This is a genomic window from Streptomyces sp. NBC_00370, assembly GCF_036084755.1.
Taxonomy (GTDB): domain Bacteria; phylum Actinomycetota; class Actinomycetes; order Streptomycetales; family Streptomycetaceae; genus Streptomyces.
Genome location: NZ_CP107968.1, coordinates 1,777,162 through 1,802,180, shown reverse-complemented (window position 1 = coordinate 1,802,180; position 25,019 = coordinate 1,777,162). Strand labels below are relative to the sequence as shown.

General features: G+C 71.8%; 24 protein-coding genes. 15 read left to right on the top strand and 9 right to left on the bottom strand.

Annotated elements, in window-relative coordinates; all coding sequences use genetic code 11:
* Window positions 1-22 precede the first annotated feature (22 nt).
* A complete protein-coding gene (locus OHS57_RS07690) occupies window positions 23-631 on the bottom strand; it encodes a TetR/AcrR family transcriptional regulator (protein WP_328581463.1) in 609 nt (202 codons plus the stop codon).
* A 168-nt stretch (window positions 632-799) separates the two neighbouring features.
* On the opposite strand from OHS57_RS07690, the gene OHS57_RS07685 reads away from it, so the two are divergent.
* Genes OHS57_RS07685 through OHS57_RS07670 form a run of 4 tightly spaced genes read left to right on the top strand, consistent with a single transcriptional unit; the run spans window position 800 to window position 5,667 of the window.
* Window positions 800-1,378: a (2Fe-2S)-binding protein gene (locus OHS57_RS07685; RefSeq protein WP_328581462.1), complete on the top strand. Its 579-nt coding sequence runs from the start codon at window positions 800-802 to the stop codon at window positions 1,376-1,378.
* A complete protein-coding gene (locus OHS57_RS07680) occupies window positions 1,375-2,367 on the top strand; it encodes an FAD binding domain-containing protein (protein WP_328581461.1) in 993 nt (330 codons plus the stop codon). The genes OHS57_RS07685 and OHS57_RS07680 overlap by 4 nt, the downstream gene beginning before the upstream one ends.
* On the top strand, window positions 2,364-4,529 hold the full coding sequence (locus OHS57_RS07675) for a xanthine dehydrogenase family protein molybdopterin-binding subunit (protein ID WP_328581460.1): 2,166 nt from the start codon (window positions 2,364-2,366) through the stop codon (window positions 4,527-4,529). The genes OHS57_RS07680 and OHS57_RS07675 overlap by 4 nt, the downstream gene beginning before the upstream one ends.
* Window positions 4,522-5,667: an XdhC family protein gene (locus tag OHS57_RS07670; RefSeq protein WP_328581459.1), complete on the top strand. Its 1,146-nt coding sequence runs from the start codon at window positions 4,522-4,524 to the stop codon at window positions 5,665-5,667. The genes OHS57_RS07675 and OHS57_RS07670 overlap by 8 nt, the downstream gene beginning before the upstream one ends.
* Before the next feature lie 16 nt (window positions 5,668-5,683).
* Here the strand turns inward: OHS57_RS07670 and OHS57_RS07665 are convergent, their stop codons facing one another.
* Window positions 5,684-6,595 (bottom strand): DMT family transporter, encoded by a 912-nt coding sequence (locus OHS57_RS07665; protein WP_328581458.1) that lies wholly within the window; start codon window positions 6,593-6,595, stop codon window positions 5,684-5,686.
* Between OHS57_RS07665 and OHS57_RS07660 the strand changes: the two genes are divergently transcribed.
* Together OHS57_RS07660 and OHS57_RS07655 are read left to right on the top strand one after the other, a co-directional pair.
* Complete coding sequence (locus OHS57_RS07660) at window positions 6,594-8,027, top strand: aminotransferase-like domain-containing protein (RefSeq protein WP_328581457.1); 1,434 nt, start codon at window positions 6,594-6,596, stop codon at window positions 8,025-8,027. The genes OHS57_RS07665 and OHS57_RS07660 overlap by 2 nt on opposite strands.
* Window positions 8,028-8,154: 127 nt before the next feature.
* The gene (locus OHS57_RS07655) at window positions 8,155-8,730 is read left to right on the top strand and encodes a histidine phosphatase family protein (RefSeq protein ID WP_041996824.1); all 576 of its coding nucleotides are present in this window, start codon (window positions 8,155-8,157) and stop codon (window positions 8,728-8,730) included.
* A 34-nt stretch (window positions 8,731-8,764) separates the two neighbouring features.
* Here OHS57_RS07655 and recQ read toward each other — a convergent pair whose 3' ends face one another.
* Window positions 8,765-10,696: a DNA helicase RecQ gene (gene recQ, locus OHS57_RS07650; RefSeq protein ID WP_328581456.1), complete on the bottom strand. Its 1,932-nt coding sequence runs from the start codon at window positions 10,694-10,696 to the stop codon at window positions 8,765-8,767.
* 172 nt (window positions 10,697-10,868) lie between these two features.
* On the opposite strand from recQ, the gene OHS57_RS07645 reads away from it, so the two are divergent.
* Together OHS57_RS07645 and OHS57_RS07640 are read left to right on the top strand one after the other, a co-directional pair.
* On the top strand, window positions 10,869-11,459 hold the full coding sequence (locus OHS57_RS07645) for an alpha/beta hydrolase (RefSeq protein WP_328581455.1): 591 nt from the start codon (window positions 10,869-10,871) through the stop codon (window positions 11,457-11,459).
* Between the two features lie 16 nt (window positions 11,460-11,475).
* Window positions 11,476-11,709 (top strand): hypothetical protein, encoded by a 234-nt coding sequence (locus OHS57_RS07640; protein ID WP_328581454.1) that lies wholly within the window; start codon window positions 11,476-11,478, stop codon window positions 11,707-11,709.
* A gap of 14 nt (window positions 11,710-11,723) precedes the next feature.
* On the opposite strand, the gene OHS57_RS07635 is transcribed toward OHS57_RS07640, so the two are convergent.
* The 3 genes from OHS57_RS07635 to rox form a co-directional block, all read right to left on the bottom strand.
* A complete protein-coding gene (locus tag OHS57_RS07635; RefSeq protein ID WP_328581453.1) occupies window positions 11,724-12,965 on the bottom strand; it encodes an RNA polymerase sigma factor in 1,242 nt (413 codons plus the stop codon).
* A gap of 83 nt (window positions 12,966-13,048) precedes the next feature.
* Entirely contained in the window at window positions 13,049-13,402 is a 354-nt protein-coding gene (locus tag OHS57_RS07630; protein WP_328581452.1) for a YciI family protein, read from the bottom strand.
* Window positions 13,403-13,594: 192 nt separating this feature from the next.
* Entirely contained in the window at window positions 13,595-15,019 is a 1,425-nt protein-coding gene (rox, locus tag OHS57_RS07625) for a rifampin monooxygenase (RefSeq protein WP_328581451.1), read from the bottom strand.
* 233 nt (window positions 15,020-15,252) lie between these two features.
* Here rox and argC point away from each other — a divergent pair, with 233 nt between their 5' ends.
* Genes argC through OHS57_RS07600 form a run of 5 tightly spaced genes read left to right on the top strand, consistent with a single transcriptional unit; the run spans window position 15,253 to window position 20,092 of the window.
* Entirely contained in the window at window positions 15,253-16,281 is a 1,029-nt protein-coding gene (argC, locus tag OHS57_RS07620) for an N-acetyl-gamma-glutamyl-phosphate reductase (protein WP_328581450.1), read from the top strand.
* Complete coding sequence (gene argJ, locus OHS57_RS07615; protein WP_328581449.1) at window positions 16,278-17,447, top strand: bifunctional glutamate N-acetyltransferase/amino-acid acetyltransferase ArgJ; 1,170 nt, start codon at window positions 16,278-16,280, stop codon at window positions 17,445-17,447. The genes argC and argJ overlap by 4 nt, the downstream gene beginning before the upstream one ends.
* Window positions 17,444-18,352, top strand: a complete 909-nt coding sequence (gene argB / locus OHS57_RS07610; protein WP_041991514.1) for an acetylglutamate kinase — start codon at window positions 17,444-17,446, stop codon at window positions 18,350-18,352. Before argJ ends, argB begins: the two co-directional genes overlap by 4 nt.
* A complete protein-coding gene (locus tag OHS57_RS07605) occupies window positions 18,349-19,548 on the top strand; it encodes an acetylornithine transaminase (protein WP_328581448.1) in 1,200 nt (399 codons plus the stop codon). Before argB ends, OHS57_RS07605 begins: the two co-directional genes overlap by 4 nt.
* A gap of 7 nt (window positions 19,549-19,555) precedes the next feature.
* Complete coding sequence (locus OHS57_RS07600) at window positions 19,556-20,092, top strand: arginine repressor (protein WP_041991516.1); 537 nt, start codon at window positions 19,556-19,558, stop codon at window positions 20,090-20,092.
* 62 nt (window positions 20,093-20,154) lie between these two features.
* Here OHS57_RS07600 and OHS57_RS07595 read toward each other — a convergent pair whose 3' ends face one another.
* Window positions 20,155-20,868, bottom strand: a complete 714-nt coding sequence (locus OHS57_RS07595; protein WP_328581447.1) for a L,D-transpeptidase family protein — start codon at window positions 20,866-20,868, stop codon at window positions 20,155-20,157.
* A gap of 2 nt (window positions 20,869-20,870) precedes the next feature.
* Window positions 20,871-21,125 carry a hypothetical protein gene (locus tag OHS57_RS07590; RefSeq protein ID WP_328581446.1) on the bottom strand — a complete coding sequence of 85 codons (255 nt, stop codon included), beginning with the start codon at window positions 21,123-21,125 and terminating at the stop codon, window positions 20,871-20,873.
* 117 nt (window positions 21,126-21,242) lie between these two features.
* Between OHS57_RS07590 and OHS57_RS07585 the strand changes: the two genes are divergently transcribed.
* Both OHS57_RS07585 and argH read left to right on the top strand, forming a co-directional pair.
* Window positions 21,243-22,436: an argininosuccinate synthase gene (locus OHS57_RS07585; RefSeq protein ID WP_041991520.1), complete on the top strand. Its 1,194-nt coding sequence runs from the start codon at window positions 21,243-21,245 to the stop codon at window positions 22,434-22,436.
* Window positions 22,437-22,531: 95 nt separating this feature from the next.
* Window positions 22,532-23,959, top strand: a complete 1,428-nt coding sequence (gene argH, locus OHS57_RS07580; RefSeq protein WP_328581445.1) for an argininosuccinate lyase — start codon at window positions 22,532-22,534, stop codon at window positions 23,957-23,959.
* A 203-nt stretch (window positions 23,960-24,162) separates the two neighbouring features.
* On the opposite strand, the gene OHS57_RS07575 is transcribed toward argH, so the two are convergent.
* A complete protein-coding gene (locus OHS57_RS07575; RefSeq protein ID WP_041991524.1) occupies window positions 24,163-24,834 on the bottom strand; it encodes a lysophospholipid acyltransferase family protein in 672 nt (223 codons plus the stop codon).
* Window positions 24,835-25,019 lie beyond the last annotated feature (185 nt).

The window sequence follows — 25,019 nt, the reverse complement described above, 5'->3', positions numbered from 1 at the left end:
GTCCGGAAGGGCCGGGGCGAGTTCACCTGGTCCGGTCTCCGGTGGTCCGGTCCCGGCCCGGTGCCCCCGCGCGCAGTCCGTCCGTGACGATGTCCAGGAGCCGGGCGGCCCTCGGCTGCCAGTCCTCGTGCGGATCGATCTGCCAGAGGCCGGCGATGGCCAGGAAGAAGTCCTCCGGGCTCACCCCGGGGCGGATGGTGCCGGCCTCCTCGTTGGCGCGGAGCAGGGTTCGGGCAGCGTCCGTCATCGGGGTGGGGCCCGGTTTGGCAGGGCCCCCCGGCGCGCCGGTGACCAGCCGGATCGCGTTGGCCAGGCCGGCCTTGGTCATGGCGAATCCGGCGAGACGGTCCATCCACTCGCGCAGGGCCTGTTCGGGTGCGCGCGTGTCCAGCAGTTCGGTCGCCGCTTCTGAGACCTGCTGCATCTCGTAGCGGTAGACCTCAAGGACCAGTGCCTCGCGGTGGGGGAAGTTGCGGTAGAACGTGGCTTGGCCGACGCCGGCCTTCTTGGCGATCTCGCTCAGCGGGACGTCCGCCCGCAGCGTCAGTTCGACCATCGCGACCCGCAGGATGCGTTCGCGGTTGCGCTGTGCGTCCGAACGCAGAGGAGTGTCCTTCTTCGGCTGGGGCACACGTCCTCCTCGGCGGGTTCCCGGTCGAATCCCTTCCTTGTCAACCGGACAATTGTCCGTTAAGTTGCGCGTACAAGGACAGCAGTCCGGTCAGCTGTCACCTTAGCGTCGGGCGCTGCTGCCTCCAGCCCCCAGTTCCTTGTCACCGGACACAAAAGAAGGCTGATCATGGACCCAGCCCCTTCGTCGACGTCCAGCGCGATCACTCTGCACATCAACGGCGAGAAGTACCGTCTGTCCACCGACCACCGCACCACCCTGCTCGACGTCCTGCGCGAGCGCCTCGACCTCACCGGTACGAAGAAGGGCTGCGACCAGGGGCAGTGCGGTGCCTGCACCGTCCTGGTCGACGGGCGTCGTGTCGTCTCCTGCCTGAGCCTCGCGGTCGCGGCCGAAGGGCGCGACGTCACCACCATCGAAGGCATGGCCGACGGTGACCAGCTGCACCCCGTCCAGCAGGCGTTCCTCGACCTCGACGGCTACCAGTGCGGCTACTGCACGCCCGGCCAGATCTGCTCGGCCGTCGCCGTCATCGAGGAGCACGCCGCCGGCTGGCCGAGCGCCGTCACCGACGACGTAGGCACCGAGGCGGGGCCGGCACCGCTCACGCCCGCCGAGATACGTGAGCGCATGAGCGGAAACCTGTGCCGCTGCGGCGCCTACGTCTCGATCGTCCAGGCCGTCAGCCGTGCGGCCGCGGCGGCCGGAGAAGGCCGGACGGCAGCAGTGAAGGAGGCATCCGTATGAAGGAGTTCGGCTATCAGCGCGCCGACGACGTCGCCGGTGCGGTCGCCCTGCTCGCAGCCGCCCCGGACGCGCGGTTCCTCGGCGGCGGCACCAACCTCGTCGACCTGATGAAGAGCGGAGTCGAACGTCCCGGCCGGCTGGTCGACGTCCGTGGACTGCCGCTGGACCGGGTCGAGCACACAGCGGACGGCGGCCTGCGCATCGGCGCGACCGTCACCAACAGCGACCTCGCCGCCCACCCCGAAATCCGCCGCCGGTACCCGGCGTTGACCCAGGCAGTACTGGCCGGCGCCTCCGGGCAGCTGCGCAACATGGCCACCGTCGGCGGCAACCTGCTCCAGCGCACCCGCTGCGGCTACTTCTCCGACGTGAGCAAACCCTGCAACAAGCGCACCCCGGGCAGCGGTTGCCCCGCCGTCAGCGGCGAGCACCACAACCACGCCGTCCTCGGCGCCTCCGACCACTGTGTGGCGGTGCACCCCTCCGACATGGGCGTGGCACTGACGGCGTTCGACGCCGTGGTCTCCTACGAGACTCCCGAAGGGCCGGGCGAGGTGCCGATCACCGACTTCTACCTCCCGGTCGGCGACACCCCGCACCTGGAGACCGCCCTGCCGCCCGGAGCGCTGATCACCCATGTCAGCCTGCCGCCGGCTCCGGTCGCCGCTCGCTCCCGCTACCGCAAGGTGCGCGAACGCGCCTCGTACGCCTTCGCCATCGGCTCCGTCGCCGCCGCGCTGGACATCGAGGACGGCGTCGTACGTGATGCGCGGCTGGCCTTCGGTGCCGTCGCCTCCCGGCCGTGGCGTGCCCGCGCGGCCGAATCCGTCCTGACCGGGGCACCGGCCGGCGGCGACACCTTCGCCGCCGCGGCGGACGCCGAACTCGCCGCCGCCAGGCCCCTGCCCGACAACGGATACAAGGTGACCCTCATGCGCAACCTGGTGGTCGCCGTCCTGACCGAACTCGCCGAGAGGGACGTCCGATGACGATCACCACGCCAGGAGCCGCCGCGCTGCGAGGGGCTGTCGGTGTCGCGCACACCCGTGTGGAGGGCCGGGACAAGGTCACCGGCGCGGCCCGCTACGCGGGAGAGATTCCCTTCGCCGAACTGGCCCACGGCTGGCTGGTCCTGTCGACCGTCACCCGCGGCCGGATCCGCTCGGTCGAGAGCGCCCCGGTGCTCGGCATGTCGGGCGTGCTCGCCGTGCTGCACCACGGCAACGCACCGCGCCTGAACACCGACTACGTCGGCATGCTGGGACGTCCCGACCCGACCGCCGCCGTCTTCCAGGACGACCGGGTGCCGTGCGCCGGCTGGCCGGTCGCGCTGGTCGTCGCCACCACATCCGAGGAGGCCAGGGAGGCCGCCGAAACGCTGCTCGTCACCTACGACGAGGAGCCCCACGACACCGCGCTCGTCGCCGACCACCCCGGCGCCTACTCGGCCCAGGGACCGATGCCGGCGGAGACGGAGAAGGGGGATATGGAGGCCCAGCTCGCCGCGTCCGCCGTCGTCATGGACGCGGAGTACACCACCCCCGAAGAACAGCACAGCATGATGGAGCCGCACGCGGCGACCGCCCTGTGGGACGCCGGCCGGCTGGAAGTCGTCGACTCCAACCAGGGCGCCAGCTGGATCCAGGGCGAGCTGGCCAAGATGTTCTCGCTCGACGAGTCCTCGGTGCGGGTGCGTTCCGAGCACATCGGCGGCGGCTTCGGCAGCAAGGGCCTGCGCGCCCACCAGGTGTCCGCCGTGATGGCCGCCACCGTCCTGCGGCGCCCGGTACGGGTGGTGATGACCCGGCGTCAGATGTTCTCGCTGACCGGGCACCGCAGCCCCACCACGCAGCGGGTCAGGCTCGGCGCCGACCGGGACGGCCGGCTGCGCGCCCTTGAGCACCGTTCGCTGAGCCGGACGTCGACCGTGTACGAGTTCGTCGAGCCCAGTGCGGGTGTCGCCCGGGTGATGTACGACGCCGAGGCCCACCGCACGGCCAACCACGTCGTGCGACTCGATGTGCCGTCCCCGACCTGGATGCGCGCACCGGGCGAGGCCCCCGGATCGTTCGCGATCGAGTCGGCCCTGGACGAACTCGCGGAACGCTGCGGCGTCGACCCGATCGAGCTGCGTCTGCGCAACGAGCCGGAGACCGGCCCCGTCTCCGGGCTCCCGTTCAGCAGCCGCAACCTGTCGGCCTGCTTCCGCGAGGGCGCCCGCAGATTCGGCTGGGCGGACCGCGACCCGCGTCCCGGCGTGCGCCGGGACGGACGCTGGCTGCTCGGCACCGGCACGGCCGCCGCGTCCTTCGGCGCCGGGGCCAGGCCCTCCACGGCCCTGGCGACGGCGGAGGCGGACGGTTCGTTCACCGTACGGATCTCCGCCGCCGACATCGGCACCGGCGCCCGCACCGCCCTCACCCTGATCGCCGCCGACGCGCTGGAGACCGCGCCCGAACGGGTCCGGGTCCGGATCGGGGACAGCGACTTCGGCCCCGCGATGATCGCCGGTGGTTCGATGGGCACCCGCTCGTGGGCCTGGGCGGTCACAGCCGCAGCCGCCGAGCTGCGGGAACGTCTCGCGGTGGCCCCGGACATCCCCCCGGAGGGGATCACCGTTCGGTCCGACACCACCGAGGTCCTCGGTGCGCTCGCGAAGAAGGAACGGCACTCCTTCGGGGCCCAGTTCGCCGAGGTCGCCGTGGACGTCGCCACCGGCGAGATCCGGGTGCGCCGCATGCTGGGCATCTTCGCCGCCGGCCGGATCGTGAATCCGCTCACCGCCCGCAACCAGCTCCTCGGCGGTATGACCTGGGGCATCTCCATGGCCCTGCACGAGGAGGCGGTCCGTGACCGGAACACCGGCCGCCACTACGCCCCCGACCTCGCCGGTTACCACGTGGCCACGCACGCGGACGTCCCGGACATCGAGGCGGACTGGGTGGCGGACCACGACCCGGACGACCCGGTCGGCATCAAAGGCGTCGGCGAGATCGGCATCGTGGGCGCGGCCGCTGCCGTCGCCAACGCGGTGTGGCACGCCACCGGCGTACGCCACCGGAACCTTCCGATCCGGCCCGACCGCGTGCTGACGGCATCGGTCGAGGACCCGGCCGGGGCGACCCCGGGCAGGGGAGCGGCGCATGCTTGACATCGCCGACGAGCTGCACCGCTGGATGGAGGAGGGCCGGGAGTTCGCCGTCGGCACCGTCGTCTCCGTCGGCGGAAGCGCGCCGCGCGGCCCCGGCGCCGCCCTCGCCGTCGACAGCGAGGGCACGGCGATCGGCTCGGTGTCCGGCGGCTGCGTGGAGGGCGCCGTCTACGAACTCTGCGAACGGGCCCTCCAGGACGACCGGGCCGTGCGCGAACGGTTCGGCTACAGCGACGAGGACGCCTTCGCGGTCGGGCTGACCTGTGGGGGGATCATCGACGTGATGGTCACCCCGGTTCGCTCCCACTCGCCCGAGCGAGCGGTGCTGCGGGCCGCGCTGGCCGCGGCGGCCGGCGGCGAGCCCGCTGCCCTCGCCCGGGTGGTGCGCGGTCCGGAGGAGCTGCTCGGGCGGGCCCTGCTCGTCCGAGCCGACGGCGCCGATGCCGACGGCGCCGACGAGGGCGGGCTCGGAGGCCACCCGGAGCTGGACCGTACGGCCGTGGCCGAGACCCGGGCCCTGCTGGACGCCGGCCGCACCGGCACCGTCACCATCTCCGAGGACGGGTCGCACTGTCCGGGCGGGATCACCCTGCTCGTCGAGACCAGCGTGCCGCCGCCCCGCATGATCGTCTTCGGCGCGGTCGACTTCGCCGCGGCGCTGGTGCGGGCGGGAAAGTTCCTGGGCCATCATGTGACCGTGTGCGACGCCCGGGCCGTCTTCGCCACCGAAGCCCGCTTCCCCGACGCCGACGAGGTGGTCGTGGACTGGCCGCACCGCTATCTGCGGCGTACCCCGACCGACGGACGCACGGTGGTGTGCGTACTCACGCACGAAACCAGATTCGACGTGCCGCTGCTCGTGGAGGCGCTGCGGCTGCCGGTCGCGTTCGTCGGTGCGATGGGCTCACGCCGTACCCACGAGGATCGGCTCCGACGGTTGCGTGAGGCGGGTCTGAGCGAGGCGGAGCTGCACAGGTTGCGCTCGCCCATCGGCCTGGACCTCGGCGCCCGTACGCCCGAGGAGACCGCCCTGTCCATCGCGGCCGAGATCGTCGCGGCCCGTCGGGGCGGCACGGGCCTGCCGCTGACCGGCCGGGCGGAACCCATCCACCGGGACCTGTGGGGGGCGACCGCCTGAACACTCCGCCGTACCGTCAGGTCCTGGCGCGCTGGGTGACCGCGATACAGGCCAGCACGGCGACCGCCGCCACCGGCGCCGCCGCCGTCAGGTGCTCGCCGAGCAGCAGCACCGACCAGACCAGCGTCAGCAGCGGTTGCGCGAGTTGCAGCTGACTGGCCCTGGCGACACCGATCGCCGCCATGCCCCGGTACCAGACGTACAGACCGCAGAACGTCGAGCCGACCGCGACCCACACCAGCCCCGTCACACCGTGCGCCGTCAGCCGCACCGGCTCGAAGGGCAGCGCGACGACGGCGCCCACCACGGCGAACGGCAGACAGCCGACCAGGGCCCAGCCGACCACCTGCCAACCCGGCATCTCCCGGGCGAGCCTGCCCCCTTCGGTGTAACCGGCCGCGCAGACCAGCACCGCGCCGAACGTGTACAGATCCGCGGCGGACAGCCGGCCACCGCTCTGCTGCACGGCGAACGCCACCACGACAGCGGCGCCGACGAGCGCCGCCGCCCAGAACGTACGCGAAGGCCGCCGGCCGGTGCGCAGCGCGGCGAACACGGCGGTCGTCAGCGGCAGCAGCCCCACCACGACAGCGGTGTGCGCGGACGTGGCCGACCCGAGCGCGAGCGTCGTCAGGGTGGGGAAACCGATCACCACCCCGCCCGCCACGACGGCGAGCCCGCCCCGGTGCTCCCGCGCCGGGAGCGGCACCCGCAGCACCAGCAGGAAGGCGCCCGCGACCAGGGCGGCGAGTGTGCTGCGCAGCGTGACCAGGGACCAGGGGCCGAAGCTCTCCAGACCCCACACCGTGGAGGGGAAGGTGAGCGAGAAGGCGATCACCCCGAGCGCGGCGAGCAGCGTGCCGCCGCGGGCACCACCGCCCTCGACTGCTATCGAGGCGGGGTGAGTAGCGCTATCCTGTGCTGTCATGCATGAGGGTAGCAGTGTGGCCGAGTTGACGAAATCCCTGCGCCAGGAGCTGGACCGCTACTCACCAGGTGGAAAACTGCCGTCCAGCAGGGCCCTGGTCGAGCGCTACCGGGTCTCCCCGGTGACGGTCTCCCGCGCCCTCGCCGGGCTCGTCGCCGAAGGTCTCGTCGTCAGCCGTCCGGGCGCCGGGGTCTTCCGCGCCCACCCCCGGGGCACGCCCCCGCCGCTCTGCGACACCTCCTGGCAGGAGGTCGCCCTCAGCGCCGACGCGGCGACCGACGCCGTGCCCCGGTCGGTGGACGCCTCCGGAGTGCTCGTCACCCTCGCCGCCCCCGCGCCCGGCGTCATCGAGTTCAACAGCGGCTATCTGCACTCCGTCCTCCAGCCCGAACAGGCCATGGCGGCGGCGCTCGCCAGGGCGGGGCGGCGGCCCGGCGCCTGGGGACGGCCGCCCGTCGAAGGCGTCCCCGAACTGCGCGCCTGGTTCGCCCGTGGCATCGGCGAGAGCTGCACCGCGGCCGACGTACTCGTCACGGCCGGTGGCCAGTCCGCGCTGACCACCGCCTTCCGCGCGCTCGCGCCGCCCGGCTCGCCCGTCCTCGTCGAATCCCCCACCTACCCGGGCATGCTGGCCATCGCCAGGGCGGCCGGGCTGCGGCCCGTACCGGTCCCGGTCGACGCCGAAGGGGTGCGGACCGAACTGCTCGAAGCGGCCTTCAAAGCCACCGGCGCCCGGCTCTTCGTCTGCCAGCCGCTCTTCCAGAACCCCACGGGTGCCGTGCTCTCGGCGGCCCGCCGCCCCGAGGTGCTGCGCATCGCGCGGGCCGCCGGGGCCTTCGTGGTCGAGGACGACTTCGTACGCCAACTCGTCCAGGAATCAGGGCCGTTGCCCCGGCCGCTCGCCGCCGACGACCCCGAAGGCGTGGTCGTGCACGTGAGTTCGCTGACCAAGGCCACAGCCCCCAGCCTGCGCATCGGCGTCCTCGCCGCCCGAGGTCCGGTGATGGAACGGCTGCGGGCCATCCATGTCGTCGACACCTTCTTCGTGCTGCGTCCTTTGCAGGAGGCCACCATCGAACTGGTCGGCTCGGCCGCCTGGAGCCGCCATCTGCGCTCCGTCCACACGGCGTTGAAGCTCCGCAGGGACACCATGGTCGCCGCGCTCAGGACCGAGGTGCCCGAACTGGCCCTGCCGCACGTCCCGGCCGGCGGCTACCACCTCTGGCTCCGCCTCCCGGACGGCAGCGACGAACAGGCCGTCGTCTCGGCGGCGCTGCGCGCCGGTGTCGCCGTGGCCCCGGGCCGCCCCTACTTCAGCGCCGAGCCGCCCGCACCCCACCTGCGCGTGAGCTTCGCGGGCGTGGCCGGTACGGCGGAGATCACCGAAGGCGTACGGCGGCTGCGCACCGCGTGCGACGAGGCGCTCGGCTGACCGTCAGGATTCCGTCAGAGCCATCTCCGGGGATATGCCGACGTCATGGAAAACGTCCGGAAGCGTTCCATGGTTGTCCATCGAGCCCCCCTTGACCAGCGTGGCTTTCGGATCGACGATCCTGGCCATGAGTGTTCGGGTCACGTTGGTCACCGCCGCGCGAAACTCGGACCTGTACGACGAGCGCTTCGACGACGACCGCCCGCTGAACCGGGCCGGCTGGCACGAGATGCAACTCGTCGCACACGCCCTGGTGCCGCTGGCCGCCGCAGATCTCCGCTACTGCTCGCCGACCCTCCGCAGCCGCGCGACCGGCGACGCCCTCGGCTACGCCCCGCTCGCCCAACCCGCCCTGCGGGACTGCGACATGGGCCGCTGGCGCGGCTTCACCCTGGCCGAGGTCGCCGCCCGTGAACCGGCCGGTGTCGAGACCTGGCTGGCCGACCCGCGCACCTCACCGCACGGCGGGGAACCGCTGCTGGCCTTCATCGCGCGGATAGGGAACTGGCTGGACACCCGGCCCGCCGATGACATCGTTGCCATTGTCGCGGTCGCCGAACCCGCCGTCGTACGCGCCGCGCTCGTCTACGCCCTCAAGGCGCCGCCCCACACCTACTGGTCCTTCGACGTACGCCCGCTGTCGACCGTCACGCTGACCGGCAGCCCGGGGCGCTGGGTGGTACGGCTCGACGCGGGCGTCTGACCGGCGGCGCCCGCAGCTCGGCCCGCCCCGGCGCTCAGCCGGCCTCGGGATCGGGGCCGTCGGGCTCGCCGCCCGGCGCGCCCAGCGTGTCGAGGAGCTGCTGACCGTACTTGGCCAGCTTGTTCTCCCCGACCCCGTTCACCGTGCCCAGCTCGTCCAGCGTCGAGGGCGACAGCACCGCGATCTCGCGCAGCGTGGCGTCGTGGAAGATCACGTACGCCGGTACGCCCTGCTCCTTGGCCGTCGCGCCGCGCCAGGCGCGCAGCGACTCGAACACCGGCACCGCCTCGGCCGGCAGATCGACGGGCGCCGCCCGCTGCTTCGGGGTCTTCTCCCGCGCCGCCCTGGCCGCCTTCGCCGCCTTCTCCGGCTCGCGCCGCAGCACGACGGGCCGGCGGCCGCCCAGCACCTCGCCGCTGTCGTCCGTGAGGACCAGCGTCCCGTACTCGCCCTCGACGGCGATCAGCCCCTGCGCCAGCAACTGCCGGGCCACACTGCGCCATTCGGCCTCACGCAGCTCCGTGCCGATGCCGAAGACGCTGAGCGCGTCATGGTCGAACTGGATGACCTTCGCCGTCTTCTTGCCGAGCAGGATGTCGGTGATCTGCCCCGCGCCGAACTTCTGGTTGCGCTCCCGCTTCAGCCGCACCACCGTCGACAGCAACTTCTGCGCCGGCACCGTCCCGTCGTACGACTCCGGCGGGGTCAGACACGTGTCGCAGTTGCCGCAGGTCTCGCCCGCGCTCTGCTGGCCGAAGTAGGCCAGCAGCTGCCGCCTGCGGCACTCGACGGTCTCGCACAGCGCGAGCATCGCGTCGACATGGGCGCTCAGCATCCGCCGGTGGGCGGCGTCGCCCTCGGACGTGTCGATCATCTTCCGCTGCTGGACCACGTCCTGGAGGCCGTACGCCAGCCAGGCCGTGGACGGCAGCCCGTCACGCCCGGCACGGCCCGTCTCCTGGTAGTACCCCTCGACGGACTTCGGCAGGTCGAGGTGGGCGACGAACCGTACGTCCGGCTTGTCGATGCCCATCCCGAAGGCGATCGTCGCGACCATCACCAGACCGTCCTCGCGCAGGAAGCGCGACTGGTTTGTGGCGCGGGTACGGGCGTCGAGACCCGCGTGGTACGGCAGCGCGTCGACCCCGTTCTTCACCAGGAACTCGGCGGTCCTGTCCACCGAGGCGCGGGACAGGCAGTAGACGATCCCCGCGTCGCCGGGGTGCTCGGCGCGCAGCAGCTGCAGCAGCTGGCGCTTCGGGTCGTCCTTCGGCACGACGCGGTACTGGATGTTGGGCCGGTCGAAGCTGGCGACGAAGTGCCGGGCGTCCTGGAGCTTCAGCCGCGAGGCGATCTCCGTGTGCGTGGCCTCGGTCGCCGTCGCGGTCAGCGCGATACGCGGCACGTCGGGCCAGCGCTCGTGCAGCGCGGACAGGGCGAGGTAGTCGGGCCGGAAGTCGTGCCCCCACTGCGCCACGCAGTGCGCCTCGTCGATGGCGAACAGCGAGATCGTGCCGCGCTCCAGCAGCCGTACGGTCGCGTCGACCCGCAGCCGCTCAGGGGCCAGATAGAGCAGGTCCAGCTCGCCCGCGAGGAACTCGGCCTCCACCAGCCGCCGTTCGTCGAGATCCTGGCTGGAGTTCAGGAAGCCGGCGCGCACCCCGAGCGCCCTGAGCGCGTCGACCTGGTCCTGCATGAGCGCGATGAGCGGCGAGACGACCACACCGACGCCCTTACGGACCAGCGCGGGGATCTGGTAGCAGAGCGACTTGCCGCCGCCGGTCGGCATGAGCACGAGCGCGTCACCGCCGTCGACCACATGGTCGATGATCTCCTGCTGGCTGCCCCGGAAGGAGTCGTAGCCGAAGACCCGGTGCAGGACCCGCAGTGCCTCGCTCGTCTCGTCGGGCGCCGGGGAAGGACCGGGTGCCTCGGGTGCTTCTGGACCGGTGTCGGGAGCGCTCATCCGGCGATTCTACGAGGGTCGGCCCGGCCGGTCCGACGGGCTTGTGTCCTGCCGTGAATCCCGGGGTGGAAAGGTGTGCGAACCCCGTCGCCGCGTGCTTTTTCCTTCTAGACTCAACCGCGTGTCCGCGTTTCCGTCGGCACCGCGCGGTTTTCGCGCCTAGGAGGCTCCCGTGTCGGATGCATCTGTCGTTCCGGTCGTTTTCATCCACGGACTGTGGCTGCACTCCAGCAGCTGGGACCCCTGGCTCAGTCTCTTCAACGAGCGCGGGTACGCGGCGACGGCGCCGGGCTGGCCCGGCGACGCGCCGACCGTCGAGGCCACCCGCAAGAACCCCGCGCCGCTCGCGAACCGGGGGCTCGCCGAGGTCACCGACCACTACGCGCAGATCATCGCCGGGCTGCCGGCCGCGCCCGTGGTGATCGGGCACTCGTTCGGCGGGCTGATCGCCGAGCGGCTGCTCGCCTCGGGCGTGACCCGCGGCTGTGTGGCGCTCGCCCCCGCCCAGTTCCGCGGTGTGCTCGGGCTGCCGCTCGCCCAGCTCCAGACGGCGGGACCGATCCTGAGCCGCCCGGGGCTGCGCACCAAGACCTGGGCGCACACGGCGGACTCGTTCCACCGCGGCTTCGCCAACACACTGCCGCGCGAGGAGTCCGACCGCCTCTTCGAGACGTACGCCATGCCGTCTGTCGCGCTCGCTGTTCCAGGCCGGGCTCGCCAACTTCGCGCCCCGCAGCGAGGCGGCCGTCGACACCGCCCGTGAGCGCGGGCCGCTGCTGATGCTGGCGGCGGGCGAGGACAGGACCGTACCGCCGGCGACGGTGCGGGCCGCGTACAAGATCCAGCGGAAGAAGAACAAGGGCGTCACCGAGTACAAGCTGTTCGAGGGGCGCAGCCACGCGTTCGGCGCCGACAGCGGCTGGCGCGACCTCGCCGACGAGGCGCTGGCGTTCCTCGCCCGCAACGGCCTCGCCCCGGCCGGTACGGCGACGGACCGGCCGCCCACCGCGTAGTCGGTCCTAGTCGGTCACTGACGGCGCGAGTCGGCCCGTGCCGCTCGCGCCAGCAGCAGTGCCCGCTCGGGGGCGTTACGGGTCAGCGAAGCCGCCCGCTCGAACTCGGCGCGCGCCTCGTCCGTCCGGCCCAGCCGCTCCAGCAGATCGCCCCTGACGCTCGGCAGCAGGTGGTAGTCCTTCAGGTCGGGTCCCTCGGCGAGGGCGTCCACCAGCTCAAGACCGGCGTCGGGGCCCCGGGCCATCGACACGGCGACGGCCCGGTTCAGCTCCACCACGGGGGACGGGGTCAGCGTCATCAGCCGGCCGTACAGCGCGGCGATCGCGTCCCAGTCCGTGTCCTCGTAACGGATCGCCTGCGCGTGGCAGGCGGCGATGGCCGCCTGCACCGCGTACGGGCCGCCGCCCGCGCGGTGCAGCGCCTCGATGCCGCGCCGGATGAGGACGCGGTTCCACCGGGAGCGGTCCTGGTCGGCGAGGAGGACCGGCTCGCCGTCCTGGTTCGTACGGGCCGCGATACGGGAGGCCTGGAACTCCAGGAGCGCGGCAAGACCGTGCGCCTCCGGCTCGTCGGGCATCAGCCCTTCCAGCACCCGGACCAGCCGCAGCGCGTCCTCGCACAGCGCGGGGCGTACGAGGTCGTCGCCGGCCGTCGCCGAGTACCCCTCGTTGAAGACGAGGTAGATGACCTCGCAGACCGAGGAGACCCGGCCCGGCCGCTCGGTGGCGCCGGGGACCTCGAAGGGCACCCCGGCCTTGGCGAGGGTCCGCTTCGCCCGGACGATGCGCTGCGCGACCGCCGGCTCGGAGGCGAGGAAGGCGCGGGCGATCTCCTCCGTCGTGAGCCCGCCGAGCAGCCGCAGCGTCAGCGCGATCCTGGCCTGCGTCGACAGCACGGGATGGCAGGCGGTGAAGATCAGCCGCAACAGGTCGTCGTCGATGTCGTCCACATCGGCGGGCTCGGCGGGCGGCGCGTCCTCCAGCGTCCGGCCGACCTCGGCCAGCTTGCGCGCGTACGTCTCCTTGCGGCGGACGAGATCGATCGCGCGATGCCGGGCCGTGGCCGTCAGCCAGGCCCCCGGCCGGTCCGGCACCCCGGTCCGCGGCCACTGCTCCAGGGCGGCGACCAGCGCGTCCTGCGCGATCTCCTCGGCGATGCCGACGTCACGTACCACCCGGGTGACGCTCGCGATGATCCGCGCGGACTCGATCCTGAACACCGCTTCGACCGTCTCCGCCACGCTTGCTGCCGTCACGGCAACCCATCAGAGCAGCAGGGCGGGGACGGGGCAACCGCGGGCCCCCGCGGTGCGCGGCCGGACGCGGGACCCGCGCCCGGTCAGCCCTCGTCGATCTGGCGGACCTCGGAGGTGACGGTCCAGTCGTCCGGGTGACAGGCCAGGAACCGCTTGGTCCACTCCATCGCCTCCGCCTTGTCCTTCACCTGGAGGATGGCGTAGCCGCCGACGACTTCCTTGGTCTCGGTGAACGGCCCGTCGGTGTAGCTGAACTCACCGCCGGACCTGGTGACCCGCGTGCCCTCGGCGGACGGGGTGAGCCCCGCGGTGTCCAGCATGACGCCGGCCTTGGTGATCTCCTCGAACAGCGCCCCCATCCGCGCCCCGGCCTCGGGGGTCATGTCGGCGGGGGAGTGCTTCTCCTCGATACGTACCAGTGTCAGAAAGCGCGGCATGACGACTCCTCGGTCGGAAACGACGACGGGGCCTGTGCCCGCCTCTCACCCTTGCGTCGAACGGGCGGGACCCGGATCGACACCCCCGGCGGAGATTCTTCGGTGAATTTCTCCGGCCGGCCACCGGGACCCCACAGGCGGATTCCCGGCGACGCGCGGCGGGACGCCGCAGGCTGACCCGAACGGCGGACCCTACGCGGCGGCGCCGAACCACCTCGGCAGCGTGTCCGTCAGGTCGCGCTGGTCGTCACCGACCCACGCCACATGGCCGTCCGGCCGCAGCAGCATCGCCGGTACGGGCAGCTCCTCGCTGACGTCCACGACATGGTCGACCCGGTCCGCCCAGCCCTCGGCCGAGAGCCGTCCCGTCTGGTCGAGCAGCAGTCCGCGGCCCGCGCGGGTCAGCTCGTAGAGGCGACCGCGCTTCAGCGTCACGTCCCGCATCCGGCGGCCGAGGAGTTCGTGGCCCTCGCCGAAGTCGTAGCGGATCCCGATCGCGATGATCTTCTCGGTCAGATGGCGGTTCACCTCGTCGAAGTCCATCAGCTCCGCGACCAGTCTGCGGACCGTCCGCGGGCCGGGCTCCGGGGACATCAGCTGCATCTGCGCGCGGGTGTTCTCCAGCACGTCGGCGGCCACCGCGTGCCGCTCGGTGTGGTAGCTGTCCAGCAGCCCCTCCGGCGCCCAGCCGTTGATCTCGGCCGCCAGCTTCCAGCCGAGGTTGAACGCGTCCTGGACGCCGAGGTTGAGGCCCTGCCCGCCCACCGGCGGGTGGACGTGCGCCGCGTCGCCCGCCAGCAGCACCCGGCCGGTGCGGTAGCGCTCGGCGAGCCGGGTGGCGTCGCCGAAGCGGGAGAGCCAGCGCGGCGAGTGGATCCCGAAGTCGGTGCCGCCGTAGGCCCGTAGCTGCCGCTTGAAGTCGTCGAGGGTCGGCGGCACCGAGCGGTCGCCGGCCACCCCGTCGGCGGGCACCACGACGCGGAACCTGTGGTCCCCGAAAGGACCGACGCCGAACCGCAGATGGGTCTTGCGCACCTCGCCCACCACGGCGGCGATCTCCTCCGCCGAGGCGGCCACGTCCATCTCGCCCACCAGCGTGTCGGTCCTGGACGGCTCACCGGGGAAGCCGACGCCGAGCAGCTTGCGCACCGTACTGCGACCGCCGTCGCAGCCGACCAGATACCGCGCGCGCAGTTCCGTGCCGTCGGCCAGCTCGACGCTCACCCCGTCGGCGGACCGGCTCAGCCCGACCAGCTGGCAGCCGCGCCGGATCTCCGCCCCCAGCTCCGCCGCGCGCTCGGCCAGCAGCCGGTCGATGACCGGCTGCGGAATGCCGAGGACATAGCCGTGCGCGGTGTCCAGCCCCTCGGGCGCCGGCTTGGCGATGGCAGCGAAGAACCCGCCGAGCGGATGCTGCCGGCCCTCCGCGAGGAACCGCTCCAGCAGGCCGCGCTGGTCCATCACCTCAATGCTGCGCACATGCAGCCCGAGCGAACGGATGAACGCGGCGGGCTCGGCGTCCTTCTCCACCACGACCACCCGCACCCCGTGCAGCCGCAGCTCGCCGGCCAGCATCATCCCGGCCGGTCCCGCGCCGGCGATGATCACGTCAATCATGAAGTTCCCCCACTACGAAGTCACACACAAGGTCGCAAACAGGCAGATTCCCGTAGGTTCCCCGCCCAGGCGGGCCATTCTGCGGCACACCGGGGGCCTTGCCGCAAGGCCCCCCGTGCGCTATACCTTGGGTGTGGCAAGGAGTGGCTGATCTCCTTGCCTTTGCTTTTGCTCTGCATTGCATAAAGCTGCGGTGAAACGTATAGTCATGCCCTTACCGAGGAGGGTTTTCGATGGCTGTACGTGCAGCGGTGGCGGGAGCGAGCGGATACGCGGGCGGGGAACTGCTCCGACTGCTCCTCACCCACCCCGAGGTCGAGATCGGCGCCGTCACAGGACACTCCAGCGCGGGCGAGCGCCTCGGTCCGCTTCAGCCGCATCTGCTGCCGCTGGCCGACCGGGTGCTGCTGCCCACGACGGCCGACGCGCTCGCCGGGCACGACGTGGTCTTCCTCGCGCTGCCGCACGGCCGGTCCGCCGCCGTCGCGGAGCAGCTCGGTGACGATGTGCTCGTCGTCGACATGGGCGCCGACTTCCGTCTGGAGAACCCCGCCGACTGGGAGCGGTTCTACGGCTCGCCGCACGCCGGCACCTGGCCGTACGGGCTGCCCGAGCTGCCCGGGGCCCGCGCTGCGCTCGCCGGGACCCGGCGGGTCGCCGTCCCCGGCTGCTACCCCACCGCCGTCTCGCTCGCCCTCTTCCCCGCGTACGCCGCCGGTCTCGTCGAGCCGGAAGCCGTGATCACCGCCGCCTCCGGCACCTCGGGCGCCGGCAAGTCGGCCAAGCCCCATCTGCTCGGCTCCGAGGTGATGGGCTCCATGTCGCCGTACGGCGTCGGCGGCGGCCACCGGCACACCCCCGAGATGATCCAGAACCTCAGCGCGGCTGCGGGGGAGCGGATCAGCGTCTCCTTCACCCCGACCCTCGCCCCCATGCCGCGCGGCATCCTCGCCACCTGCTCCGCCAAGGCCAGGCCGGGCACCACGGCGCAAGGCGTCAGGGACGCCTACGCGAAGGCCTTCGCCGACGAACCGTTCGTCCGTCTGCTGCCCGAAGGTCAGTGGCCGGCCACCGCGTCCGTCTACGGTTCCAACGCCGTTCAGATCCAGGTCGCCCACGACCCGGACGCGGGGCGCGTCATCGCGATCAGCGCCATCGACAACCTCACCAAGGGCACCGCTGGCGGCGCGGTGCAGAGCATGAACATCGCCTTCGGGATCGCCGAGGACACCGGACTTTCCACGATCGGAGTGGCACCGTGAGCGTCACCGCAGCGCAGGGATTCACGGCGGCCGGCATCGCCGCAGGAATCAAGGACAGCGGCGGCCCCGACCTGGCCCTCGTGGTCAACACCGGGCCGCGCACATCGGCGGCCGGTGTCTTCACCTCCAACCGCGTCAAGGCGGCGCCGGTCCTCTGGTCCGAGCAGGTCGTCAAGGGCGGCGCGATCACCGCCGTCGTCCTCAACTCCGGCGGTGCCAACGCCTGTACGGGACCCCAGGGCTTCCAGGACACCCACGCGACGGCCGAGAAGGCCGCCGAGGTGCTGAGCGCGGCCGGCCCGGCCGAGCACAGCGCGGGCGAGATCGCCGTCGCCTCCACCGGGCTGATCGGTGTGCCGCTCCCGATGGACAAGCTGCTGCCCGGCGTCGAGAAGGCCGCGGCGGCCCTGTCCGAGCACGGCGGCGAGAAGGCCGCCATCGCCATCAAGACCACCGACACGGTCCACAAGACCGCCGTCGCGGGCGGCGCCGGATGGACCGTCGGCGGCATGGCCAAGGGCGCCGGCATGCTCGCGCCGGGACTCGCCACCATGCTGGTCGTCCTCACCACCGACGCCGACGTGGAGACATCCGCCCTCGACACCGCGCTGCGGGCCGCCACCCGGACCACCTTCGACCGCGTCGACTCCGACGGCTGCATGTCCACCAACGACACCGTGCTGCTGCTCGCCTCGGGCGCGGCGGGCGTGACACCCGGGTACGACGAGTTCGCCGAGGCCGTCCGTACGGTCTGCGCCGATCTCGCGCGGCAGCTCATCGGTGACGCGGAAGGCGCGTCCAAGGACATCAGGATCGAAGTGATCAACGCGGCGACCGAGGACGACGCCGTCGAGGTGGGCCGCTCCATCGCCCGTAACAACCTCCTCAAGTGCGCCATCCACGGGGAGGACCCCAACTGGGGCCGGGTACTCTCCGCCATCGGCACGACGGGCGCCGCCTTCGAGCCCGACCAGCTCAACGTCGCCATCAACGGCGTCTGGGTCTGCAAGAACGGCGCGGTCGGCGAGGACCGCGACCTGGTCGACATGCGCTACCGCGAAGTGAAGATCACCGCCGATCTGGCCGCCGGCGGCGACTCCGCGGTGATCTGGGCCAACGACCTCACCGCCGACTACGTCCACGAGAACAGCGCGTACAGCTCATGAGCACCCGACAGCACACCGCCCTGCCCAAGGCCCAGATCCTCGTCGAGGCGCTGCCCTGGCTGATCCGTCATCACGGCAAGGTCGTCGTCATCAAGTTCGGCGGCAACGCCATGATCGACGACGACCTCAAGGCCGCCTTCGCCCAGGACGTCGTCTTTCTGCGGCAGGCCGGGCTCAAGCCCGTCGTCGTGCACGGCGGCGGCCCGCAGATCAGCGCCCAGCTCGACCGGCACGGCCTGGTCAGCGAGTTCAAGGCCGGGCTGCGGGTCACCACACCCGAGGCGATGGACGTCGTACGGATGGTGCTCGCCGGACAGGTCCAGCGCGAACTCGTCGGGCTGCTCAACCAGCACGGCCCGCTCGCCGTGGGTATGACGGGCGAGGACGCGCACACCATCACGGCGACCCAGCACCGCCCGCTCATCGACGGCGAGATGGTCGACATCGGCCGGGTCGGCGAGATCACCGCGATCGACACCGGCGCCATCGAGGCGCTGCTCGGCGACGGCCGGATCCCGGTGATCTCCTCGATCGCGCGCAGCGCCGAGGACAACCACGTCTACAACGTCAACGCCGACACCGCGGCGGCGGCGCTCGCCGCCGCGCTCGGCGCCGAGACGATGATGGTCCTCACCGACGTCGAAGGCCTCTACGAGGACTGGCCGAACAGCGACGACGTGATCAGCAGGCTCACCGCGACCCAACTGGAGAAACTGCTGCCCGACCTCTCCAGCGGCATGGTGCCCAAGATGGAGGGCTGTCTGCACGCCGTCCGCAACGGCGTCACCACGGCCCGCGTCATCGACGGCCGGGTCCCGCACTCGATCCTGCTGGAGATCTTCACCGACGAAGGAATCGGCACGATGGTCGTGCCGGACGGACAGGACACAGGGGGAGCTCAGTGACCGCCAACGACGCACTCGTACAGCGCTGGCAAGGCGTGATGACGGACAACTACGGCACGCCGAAGCTGTCCCTCGTACGCGGCGAGGGCGCCACCCTCTGGGACGCGGACGGCAACCGCTACACCGACTTCGTCGGCGGTATCGCCGTCAACGCGCTCGGCCACGCCCACCCCGCCGTCATCGAGGCGGTCTCGCAGCAGATCGCGTCGCTCGGTCATGTCTCCAACCTCTTCATCGCCGAACCGCCGATCGCACTCGCCGAGCGGCTGATCCAGGCGTTCGGCCGCCCCGGCCGGGTCTTCTTCTGCAACTCGGGCGCCGAGGCCAACGAAGCGGCCTTCAAGATCGGCCGGCTGACGGGCCGTACGCACATGGTCGCCACCGAAGGCGGCTTCCACGGCCGCACGATGGGCTCCCTCGCGCTCACCGGACAGCAGCCGAAGCGGACCCCGTTCCTGCCGCTGCCCGGCGACGTCACGCACGTACCGTTCGGCGACGTCGAGGCGCTGCGCGCCGCCGTCACCACCGACACCGCGTTCGTGATCATCGAACCGATCCAGGGCGAACTCGGCGTGGTCGTCCCGCCCAAGGGCTATCTGGAGGCGGCCAGGGAGATCACCCGCGCCACCGGCACCCTGCTCGTCCTGGACGAGGTCCAGACGGGCGTCGGCCGGACAGGACACTGGTTCGAGTATCAGGCGCACCAAGGCGTCGAGCCCGATGTCGTCACCCTCGCCAAGGGGCTCGGCGGCGGGCTGCCGCTCGGCGCCACCATCGCCTTCGGCCCGGCGGCCGACCTGCTCAAGCCCGGCCAGCACGGGACGACGTTCGGCGGCAACCCGGTCGCCTGCGCCGCGGGGCTCGCCGTCCTGGACACGCTCGCAGCCGACGGGGTGCTCGACCAGGTCAAGCGGCTCGGCGAGCGGCTGCGCGACGGCGTCGAAGGGCTCGGCCACCCGCTGGTGTCCCATGTCCGCGGCGCGGGGCTGCTGCTGGGTATCGTGCTCACCGAGCCGCTCGCGCCCCAGGTGCAGCGCGCGGCTCAGGACGCCGGCCTCCTGGTCAACGCGCCCGCCCCCGACGTGATCAGGCTGATGCCGCCGCTGATCATCGGTGACGAAGAGGTGGACGCGTTCCTCCGGGCCCTGCCCGGCATCCTCGACGACGCGTACGGGAACGGAAGAGCCGGAGAATGAGACGACGATGACCGAGGCCCCGGAAACAGAGCAGGGCGGACAGTCGGTGCCGCAGACGCGGACCGCGCGCCACCGCCGGATCGTGGACATCCTCAACCGGCAGCCGGTGCGCTCCCAGAGCCAGCTCGCGAAGCTCCTCGCCGACGACGGACTGAGCGTCACGCAGGCGACGCTCTCCCGCGACCTGGACGAGCTGGGCGCCGTGAAGATCCGCAACACCGGTGGTGAGCTGATCTACGCCGTGCCCAGCGAGGGCGGCTACCGGACCCCGCACGCCCCGCTCGGCGAATCGGCGAAGGAGGAGCGGATGCGCAGGCTCTCCGCCGAACTGCTGATCTCCGCCGAGGCCTCGGCCAATCTCGTCGTGCTCCGCACCCCGCCGGGCGCCGCCCAGTTCCTCGCCTCCTCCATCGACCAGGCCGAGTTGAGCGACGTACTCGGCACGATCGCCGGCGACGACACGCTGATGCTGATCAGCAGGGACCCGGCGGGCGGCCAGGCGCTCGCCGACCACCTGCTCAAGCTGGCCCAGAACCCCCGCTGACCGCGCCGTCCCCGGACAGCGCGTCGCCCGCTGGCCGGTCGGCCCGGTGGCGGCCTCGGCGGTCAGTAGCGGGTGAGGGCCGTCGCACCCGACGCGGTGCCCATCGCGATGTGCGGGGAGCGGCGCGGATCGGCCCAGGCCAGGATCGCGCTCATCGCGTCGGCCGGTACGGACACGCAGCCGGCGGTCGCGCCCTTGCCGTTCACATGCAGGAAGATCCCGGCGCCCCGGCCGTGCACCGGCGCGTCGTAGTTGTAGCCGATGACCAGCGCCCGCGCGTACTGCTCGGTGTAGTCGGACAGATGCTCGGCCTCGGCGGCGCGGCAGTCGGCCGGCAGCCCCTCGGTCCAGCGGTTGTACGCGGTGGACCCGTTGTCCTCGCACCACCAGGAGTCGTCGCCCACCGGCCGGTAGCCGAACCGGGTCCCGGCCGGCGCGGGCGCGATGCCGAAGGCGTACGGCAGGTCGTACAGACCCGTCGGTGTGGTGGACGTGCCCTGGGTGCGCCGCTCGCCGTCGACGAGCCCGCCCGAGCCGAAGCGCGCGTCCGCCGAACCCGCCTCGACCCATCGGCCGTCGCGCAGCTCCCACCAGGACAGCTTGCCGGTGGTGGACCCGGTGTCCGGGGCCTGCGCGGTGATCAGCTGACTGCCGCCGCCGGTGTCCGCCATCCGCTCCGGCAGCGGCGCCTCCGGGGACACGGGTACGGGGGCGGCGGCGCCCGTGGCGGTGGCGAGGGCGAGCAGGACGGAGCCGAGCACAAGTCCGGTACGCATGCTCAGGACCGTAGCCCGGCCCGCCCCTGACGGCCCCTCAGCCCGCTCCGTACGGGTGAGGCCCGGTCCGCCGGGCCCGCAGCTTCGGATCGGGGTCCGCACGCATCAGGACCGCCGCGCGCCCCGACGCGGCGCAGCGCGTCGACGGCGGCGGGGCTGGCGTGCGGTTGCTCGTACCCGTGTTCGATCCGTACCTCCTGGTCGACATCGACCCAGGTCGCCGCGTCGGTCAGATCCCGTTCTTCCCAGCTCTGCATGGCCGGAGCCCAGGGCGGACAGGGCTGGGGGCGCCGATCATTTTCGGCGGCTTTGACAAAACATACGGACCACTGCATAGTTATACCCATCAGTGAATGCATCGTAAGGAGATACCCGTGACCGAGCGCGTCGTACTCGCCTACTCGGGCGGCCTGGACACCTCCGTCGCCATCGGCTGGATCGCCGAGGAGACGGGCGCCGAGGTCATCGCCGTTGCCGTGGACGTCGGCCAGGGCGGCGAGGACCTGGACGTCATCCGCAAGCGCGCGCTCGCCTGCGGTGCTGTCGAGGCCGAGGTCGCCGACGCCAAGGACGAGTTCGCCGACGAGTACTGCCTCCCGGCGATCCAGGCCAACGCCCTTTACATGGACCGCTACCCGCTGGTCTCGGCCCTTTCCCGGCCGGCCATCGTCAAGCACCTCGTGGCCGCCGCCCACAAGCACGGCGCGGGCATCGTCGCGCACGGCTGCACCGGCAAGGGCAACGACCAGGTGCGGTTCGAGGCGGGTATCTCCGCGCTCGGTCCCGATCTGAAGTGCATCGCCCCCGTCCGCGACTACGCGATGACCCGGGACAAGGCGATCGCCTTCTGCGAGGAGAAGAACCTCCCGATCGCGACCACCAAGAAGTCCCCGTACTCCATCGACCAGAACGTCTTCGGACGCGCCGTCGAGACGGGCTTCCTGGAGGACATCTGGAACGGTCCGATCGAGGACATCTACGAGTACACCCAGAACCCGGCCGTCCAGCGGGAGGCCGACGAGGTCGTCATCTCCTTCAAGGAGGGCGTCCCCGTCGCGATCGACGGCAAGCCCGTCACCGTGCTGCAGGCCATCCAGCAGCTCAACGAGCGGGCCGGCGGCCAGGGCATCGGCCGGATCGACATGGTCGAGGACCGGCTCGTGGGCATCAAGTCCCGTGAGGTGTACGAGGCGCCGGGCGCCATCGCGCTGATCACCGCGCACCAGGAGCTGGAGAACGTCACGGTCGAGCGCGAACTGGCCCGCTACAAGCGGCAGGTCGAGCAGCGCTGGGGCGAACTGGTCTACGACGGCCTGTGGTTCTCGCCGCTCAAGCGCGCCTTGGACGGCTTCATCAAGGAGGCCAACCAGCACGTCACGGGCGAGATCCGGATGACGCTGCACGGCGGCCGCGCCGTCGTCACAGGACGCAAGTCCCCCGAGTCGCTCTACGACTTCAACCTCGCCACCTACGACTCGGGCGACACCTTCGACCAGTCCAAGGCCCAGGGCTTCATCGAGATCTTCGGCCTCTCGTCGAAGATCGCCGCCAAGCGCGACCTCGCCTGATCCGCGTACGCGCCTGACGCGACCGAACAGGACAGCCGCCTCCCCGTCACAGCGGCGGGGAGGCGCCTTCGTTTCAAGCCTTCTGAGGAGCAGTAGTGAGCAGCAAAAACGGGGATGTCCGGCTCTGGGGCGGCCGGTTCGCCGACGGTCCTTCCGAGGCCCTGGCCGCCTTGTCCGCCTCGGTGCACTTCGACTGGCGCCTCGCGCCGTACGACATCGCCGGCTCACGTGCCCACGCCCGCGCGCTGCACAAGGCGGGGCTGCTCTCCCAGGACGAACTGGCCCGCATGCTGGCCGGGCTCGCCCAACTGGAGGACGACGTCGCCGACGGCTCGTTCGTCGGCACCGTCGCCGACGAGGACGTCCACACGGCCCTGGAACGCGGCCTGCTGGAGCGGCTCGGCCCCGACCTCGGCGGCAAGCTGCGCGCGGGCCGCTCCCGCAACGACCAGATCGCGACGCTCTTCCGGATGTATCTGCGCGACCACGGCCGGATCATCGGCGGGCTGATCGCCGACCTCCAGGACGCGCTCGTCGCCCTCGCCGAGGCGCACCACGGCGTCGCCATGCCCGGCAGGACGCACCTCCAGCACGCGCAGCCCGTGCTGTTCGCCCATCATGTGCTCGCGCACGTCCAGTCGCTGTCCAGGGACGCGGAGCGGCTGCGGCAGTGGGACAAGCGCACGGCCGTCTCCCCCTACGGCTCCGGCGCGCTGGCGGGCTCGTCGCTCGGGCTCGACCCGGAGGCCGTCGCCGTCGACCTCGGCTTCGAACGCGGCTCGGTCGGCAACTCCATCGACGGCACCGCCTCACGGGACTTCGTCGCCGAGTTCGCCTTCATCACGGCGATGATCGGCGTCAACCTGTCCCGGATCGCCGAGGAAGTCATCCTCTGGAACACGAAGGAGTTCTCCTTCGTCACGCTCCACGACGCCTTCTCCACCGGCTCGTCGATCATGCCGCAGAAGAAGAACCCGGACATCGCGGAGCTGGCGCGCGGCAAGTCGGGCCGGCTCATCGGCAATCTCACCGGGCTGCTCGCCACGCTGAAGGCGCTGCCGCTCGCGTACAACCGCGACCTCCAGGAGGACAAGGAGCCGGTCTTCGACTCCTGCGACCAACTGGAGGTGCTGCTGCCCGCGTTCACCGGCATGATGGCGACGCTGACGGTCAACCGCACCCGGATGGAGGAGCTGGCCCCGGCCGGCTTCTCGCTCGCGACGGACATCGCCGAATGGCTCGTCAAGCAGGGCGTGCCGTTCCGGGTCGCGCACGAGGTCGCGGGGGAGTGCGTCAAGGAGTGCGAGGCGCGCGGCATCGAGCTGGACCAGCTCTCCGACGAGCAGTTCGCCAAGATCTCCGAACACCTGACGCCCGACGTGCGCTCGGTGCTCAACGTGGCGGGTTCGCTGGCGTCCCGCAACGGCAGGGGCGGTACGGCCCCTTCGGCGGTGGCAGTCCAGCTCTCCGAGCTGAAGGCCGACCTGGTGATCCAGCACGCCTGGGCGACGGCCAAGGACTGACGACCGCTCACCGCCCGGACGCCGACCAGACGCACCGGTCGGCGTCCGGCGCGTCCGGTGCGGGTCCGGCGCGTCCGGTGCGGGTCCGGCGTGACCGGGGCGGGTCCGGCGCGTCCGGGGCGCGTCCGGACGAACGGGGCGGGTCCGGCGCGACCGGGGCGGCTCCGGCGAAGGCCGCGTCGCCCCCGTCCGCCGGACAGCCGCTACGCGGCCTTCGCCTTCGTCGCGTACATGTCCACGTACTCCTGGCCGCCCAGCCGCATGACCTCGGTCATCACCGAGTCCGTCACCGCGCGCAGCACATAGCGGTCGCGCTCCATGCCGTCGTAGCGGGAGAACTCCATCGGCTTGCCGAAGCGCACCGTCACCTTGCCCGCGCGCGGCAGGCCCTTGCCGCTCGGCTGCAGCTTGTCCGTGCCGATCATCGCGAACGGCACCACCGGCGCACCCGTCATCAGCGTCAGCCGGGCGATCCCCGTACGCCCCCGGTACAGCCGGCCGTCGGGGGAGCGGGTGCCCTCCGGGTAGATGCCGAAGATCCGGCCCTCCTCCAGCACGCGCTGCCCCGTCATCAGCGCGGCGACACCGCCCCTGCCGCCGTCGCGGTCCACCGGGATCATGCCGACACCGGTGAAGAACCAGGCCATCAGCCGGCCCTTCACGCCCTTGCCCGTGACGTACTCGTCCTTGCCGATGAAGAACACCTGCCGGTCGCAGACCAGCGGCAGGATCATCGAGTCGATGAACGTCAGATGGTTGCCGGCCAGGATCACGGGCCCGCTGCCGGGAATGTTCTCGGCGCCTTCCACCCGTGTACGGAACATCAGGCGCACGAGCGTTCCGAGCGTTGCCTTGATGAGCGCGAAGCGGGACAACGGGTCCTCCGGTGTCGGGAACGGGCAGGAATAACCGGCCAAGTCTATGCAGGTGAGCACGTTACTCGCGGGGGACCGCACGGCGCACGTCGGGCCGCCGCCGAATACCCGGTGTCGGGGGCTGTTTCCGCCGTGTTCGTCCAGGGTCCCCCCTGTCGCAGACGTATCCGCCTACGCTCGGGCGC

Bases quoted from the DNA above. Each gene is read 5' to 3' on its own strand.
- OHS57_RS07665 (WP_328581458.1), bottom strand. From the start codon at position 6,595: ATGACAGCACAGGATAGCGCTACTCACCCCGCCTCGATAGCAGTCGAG.
- OHS57_RS07660 (WP_328581457.1), top strand. From the start codon at position 6,594: ATGCATGAGGGTAGCAGTGTGGCCGAGTTGACGAAATCCCTGCGCCAG.
- OHS57_RS07595 (WP_328581447.1), bottom strand. From the start codon at position 20,868: ATGCGTACCGGACTTGTGCTCGGCTCCGTCCTGCTCGCCCTCGCCACC.
- argB (WP_041991514.1), top strand. From the start codon at position 17,444: ATGAGCACCCGACAGCACACCGCCCTGCCCAAGGCCCAGATCCTCGTC.
- rox (WP_328581451.1), bottom strand. From the start codon at position 15,019: ATGATTGACGTGATCATCGCCGGCGCGGGACCGGCCGGGATGATGCTG.
- OHS57_RS07675 (WP_328581460.1), top strand. From the start codon at position 2,364: ATGACGATCACCACGCCAGGAGCCGCCGCGCTGCGAGGGGCTGTCGGT.
- OHS57_RS07600 (WP_041991516.1), top strand. From the start codon at position 19,556: ATGACCGAGGCCCCGGAAACAGAGCAGGGCGGACAGTCGGTGCCGCAG.
- OHS57_RS07655 (WP_041996824.1), top strand. From the start codon at position 8,155: ATGAGTGTTCGGGTCACGTTGGTCACCGCCGCGCGAAACTCGGACCTG.
- OHS57_RS07630 (WP_328581452.1), bottom strand. From the start codon at position 13,402: ATGCCGCGCTTTCTGACACTGGTACGTATCGAGGAGAAGCACTCCCCC.
- OHS57_RS07590 (WP_328581446.1), bottom strand. From the start codon at position 21,125: ATGCAGAGCTGGGAAGAACGGGATCTGACCGACGCGGCGACCTGGGTC.
- argC (WP_328581450.1), top strand. From the start codon at position 15,253: ATGGCTGTACGTGCAGCGGTGGCGGGAGCGAGCGGATACGCGGGCGGG.
- OHS57_RS07640 (WP_328581454.1), top strand. From the start codon at position 11,476: ATGCTGGCGGCGGGCGAGGACAGGACCGTACCGCCGGCGACGGTGCGG.
- OHS57_RS07680 (WP_328581461.1), top strand. From the start codon at position 1,375: ATGAAGGAGTTCGGCTATCAGCGCGCCGACGACGTCGCCGGTGCGGTC.
- OHS57_RS07685 (WP_328581462.1), top strand. From the start codon at position 800: ATGGACCCAGCCCCTTCGTCGACGTCCAGCGCGATCACTCTGCACATC.
- OHS57_RS07670 (WP_328581459.1), top strand. From the start codon at position 4,522: ATGCTTGACATCGCCGACGAGCTGCACCGCTGGATGGAGGAGGGCCGG.
- recQ (WP_328581456.1), bottom strand. From the start codon at position 10,696: ATGAGCGCTCCCGACACCGGTCCAGAAGCACCCGAGGCACCCGGTCCT.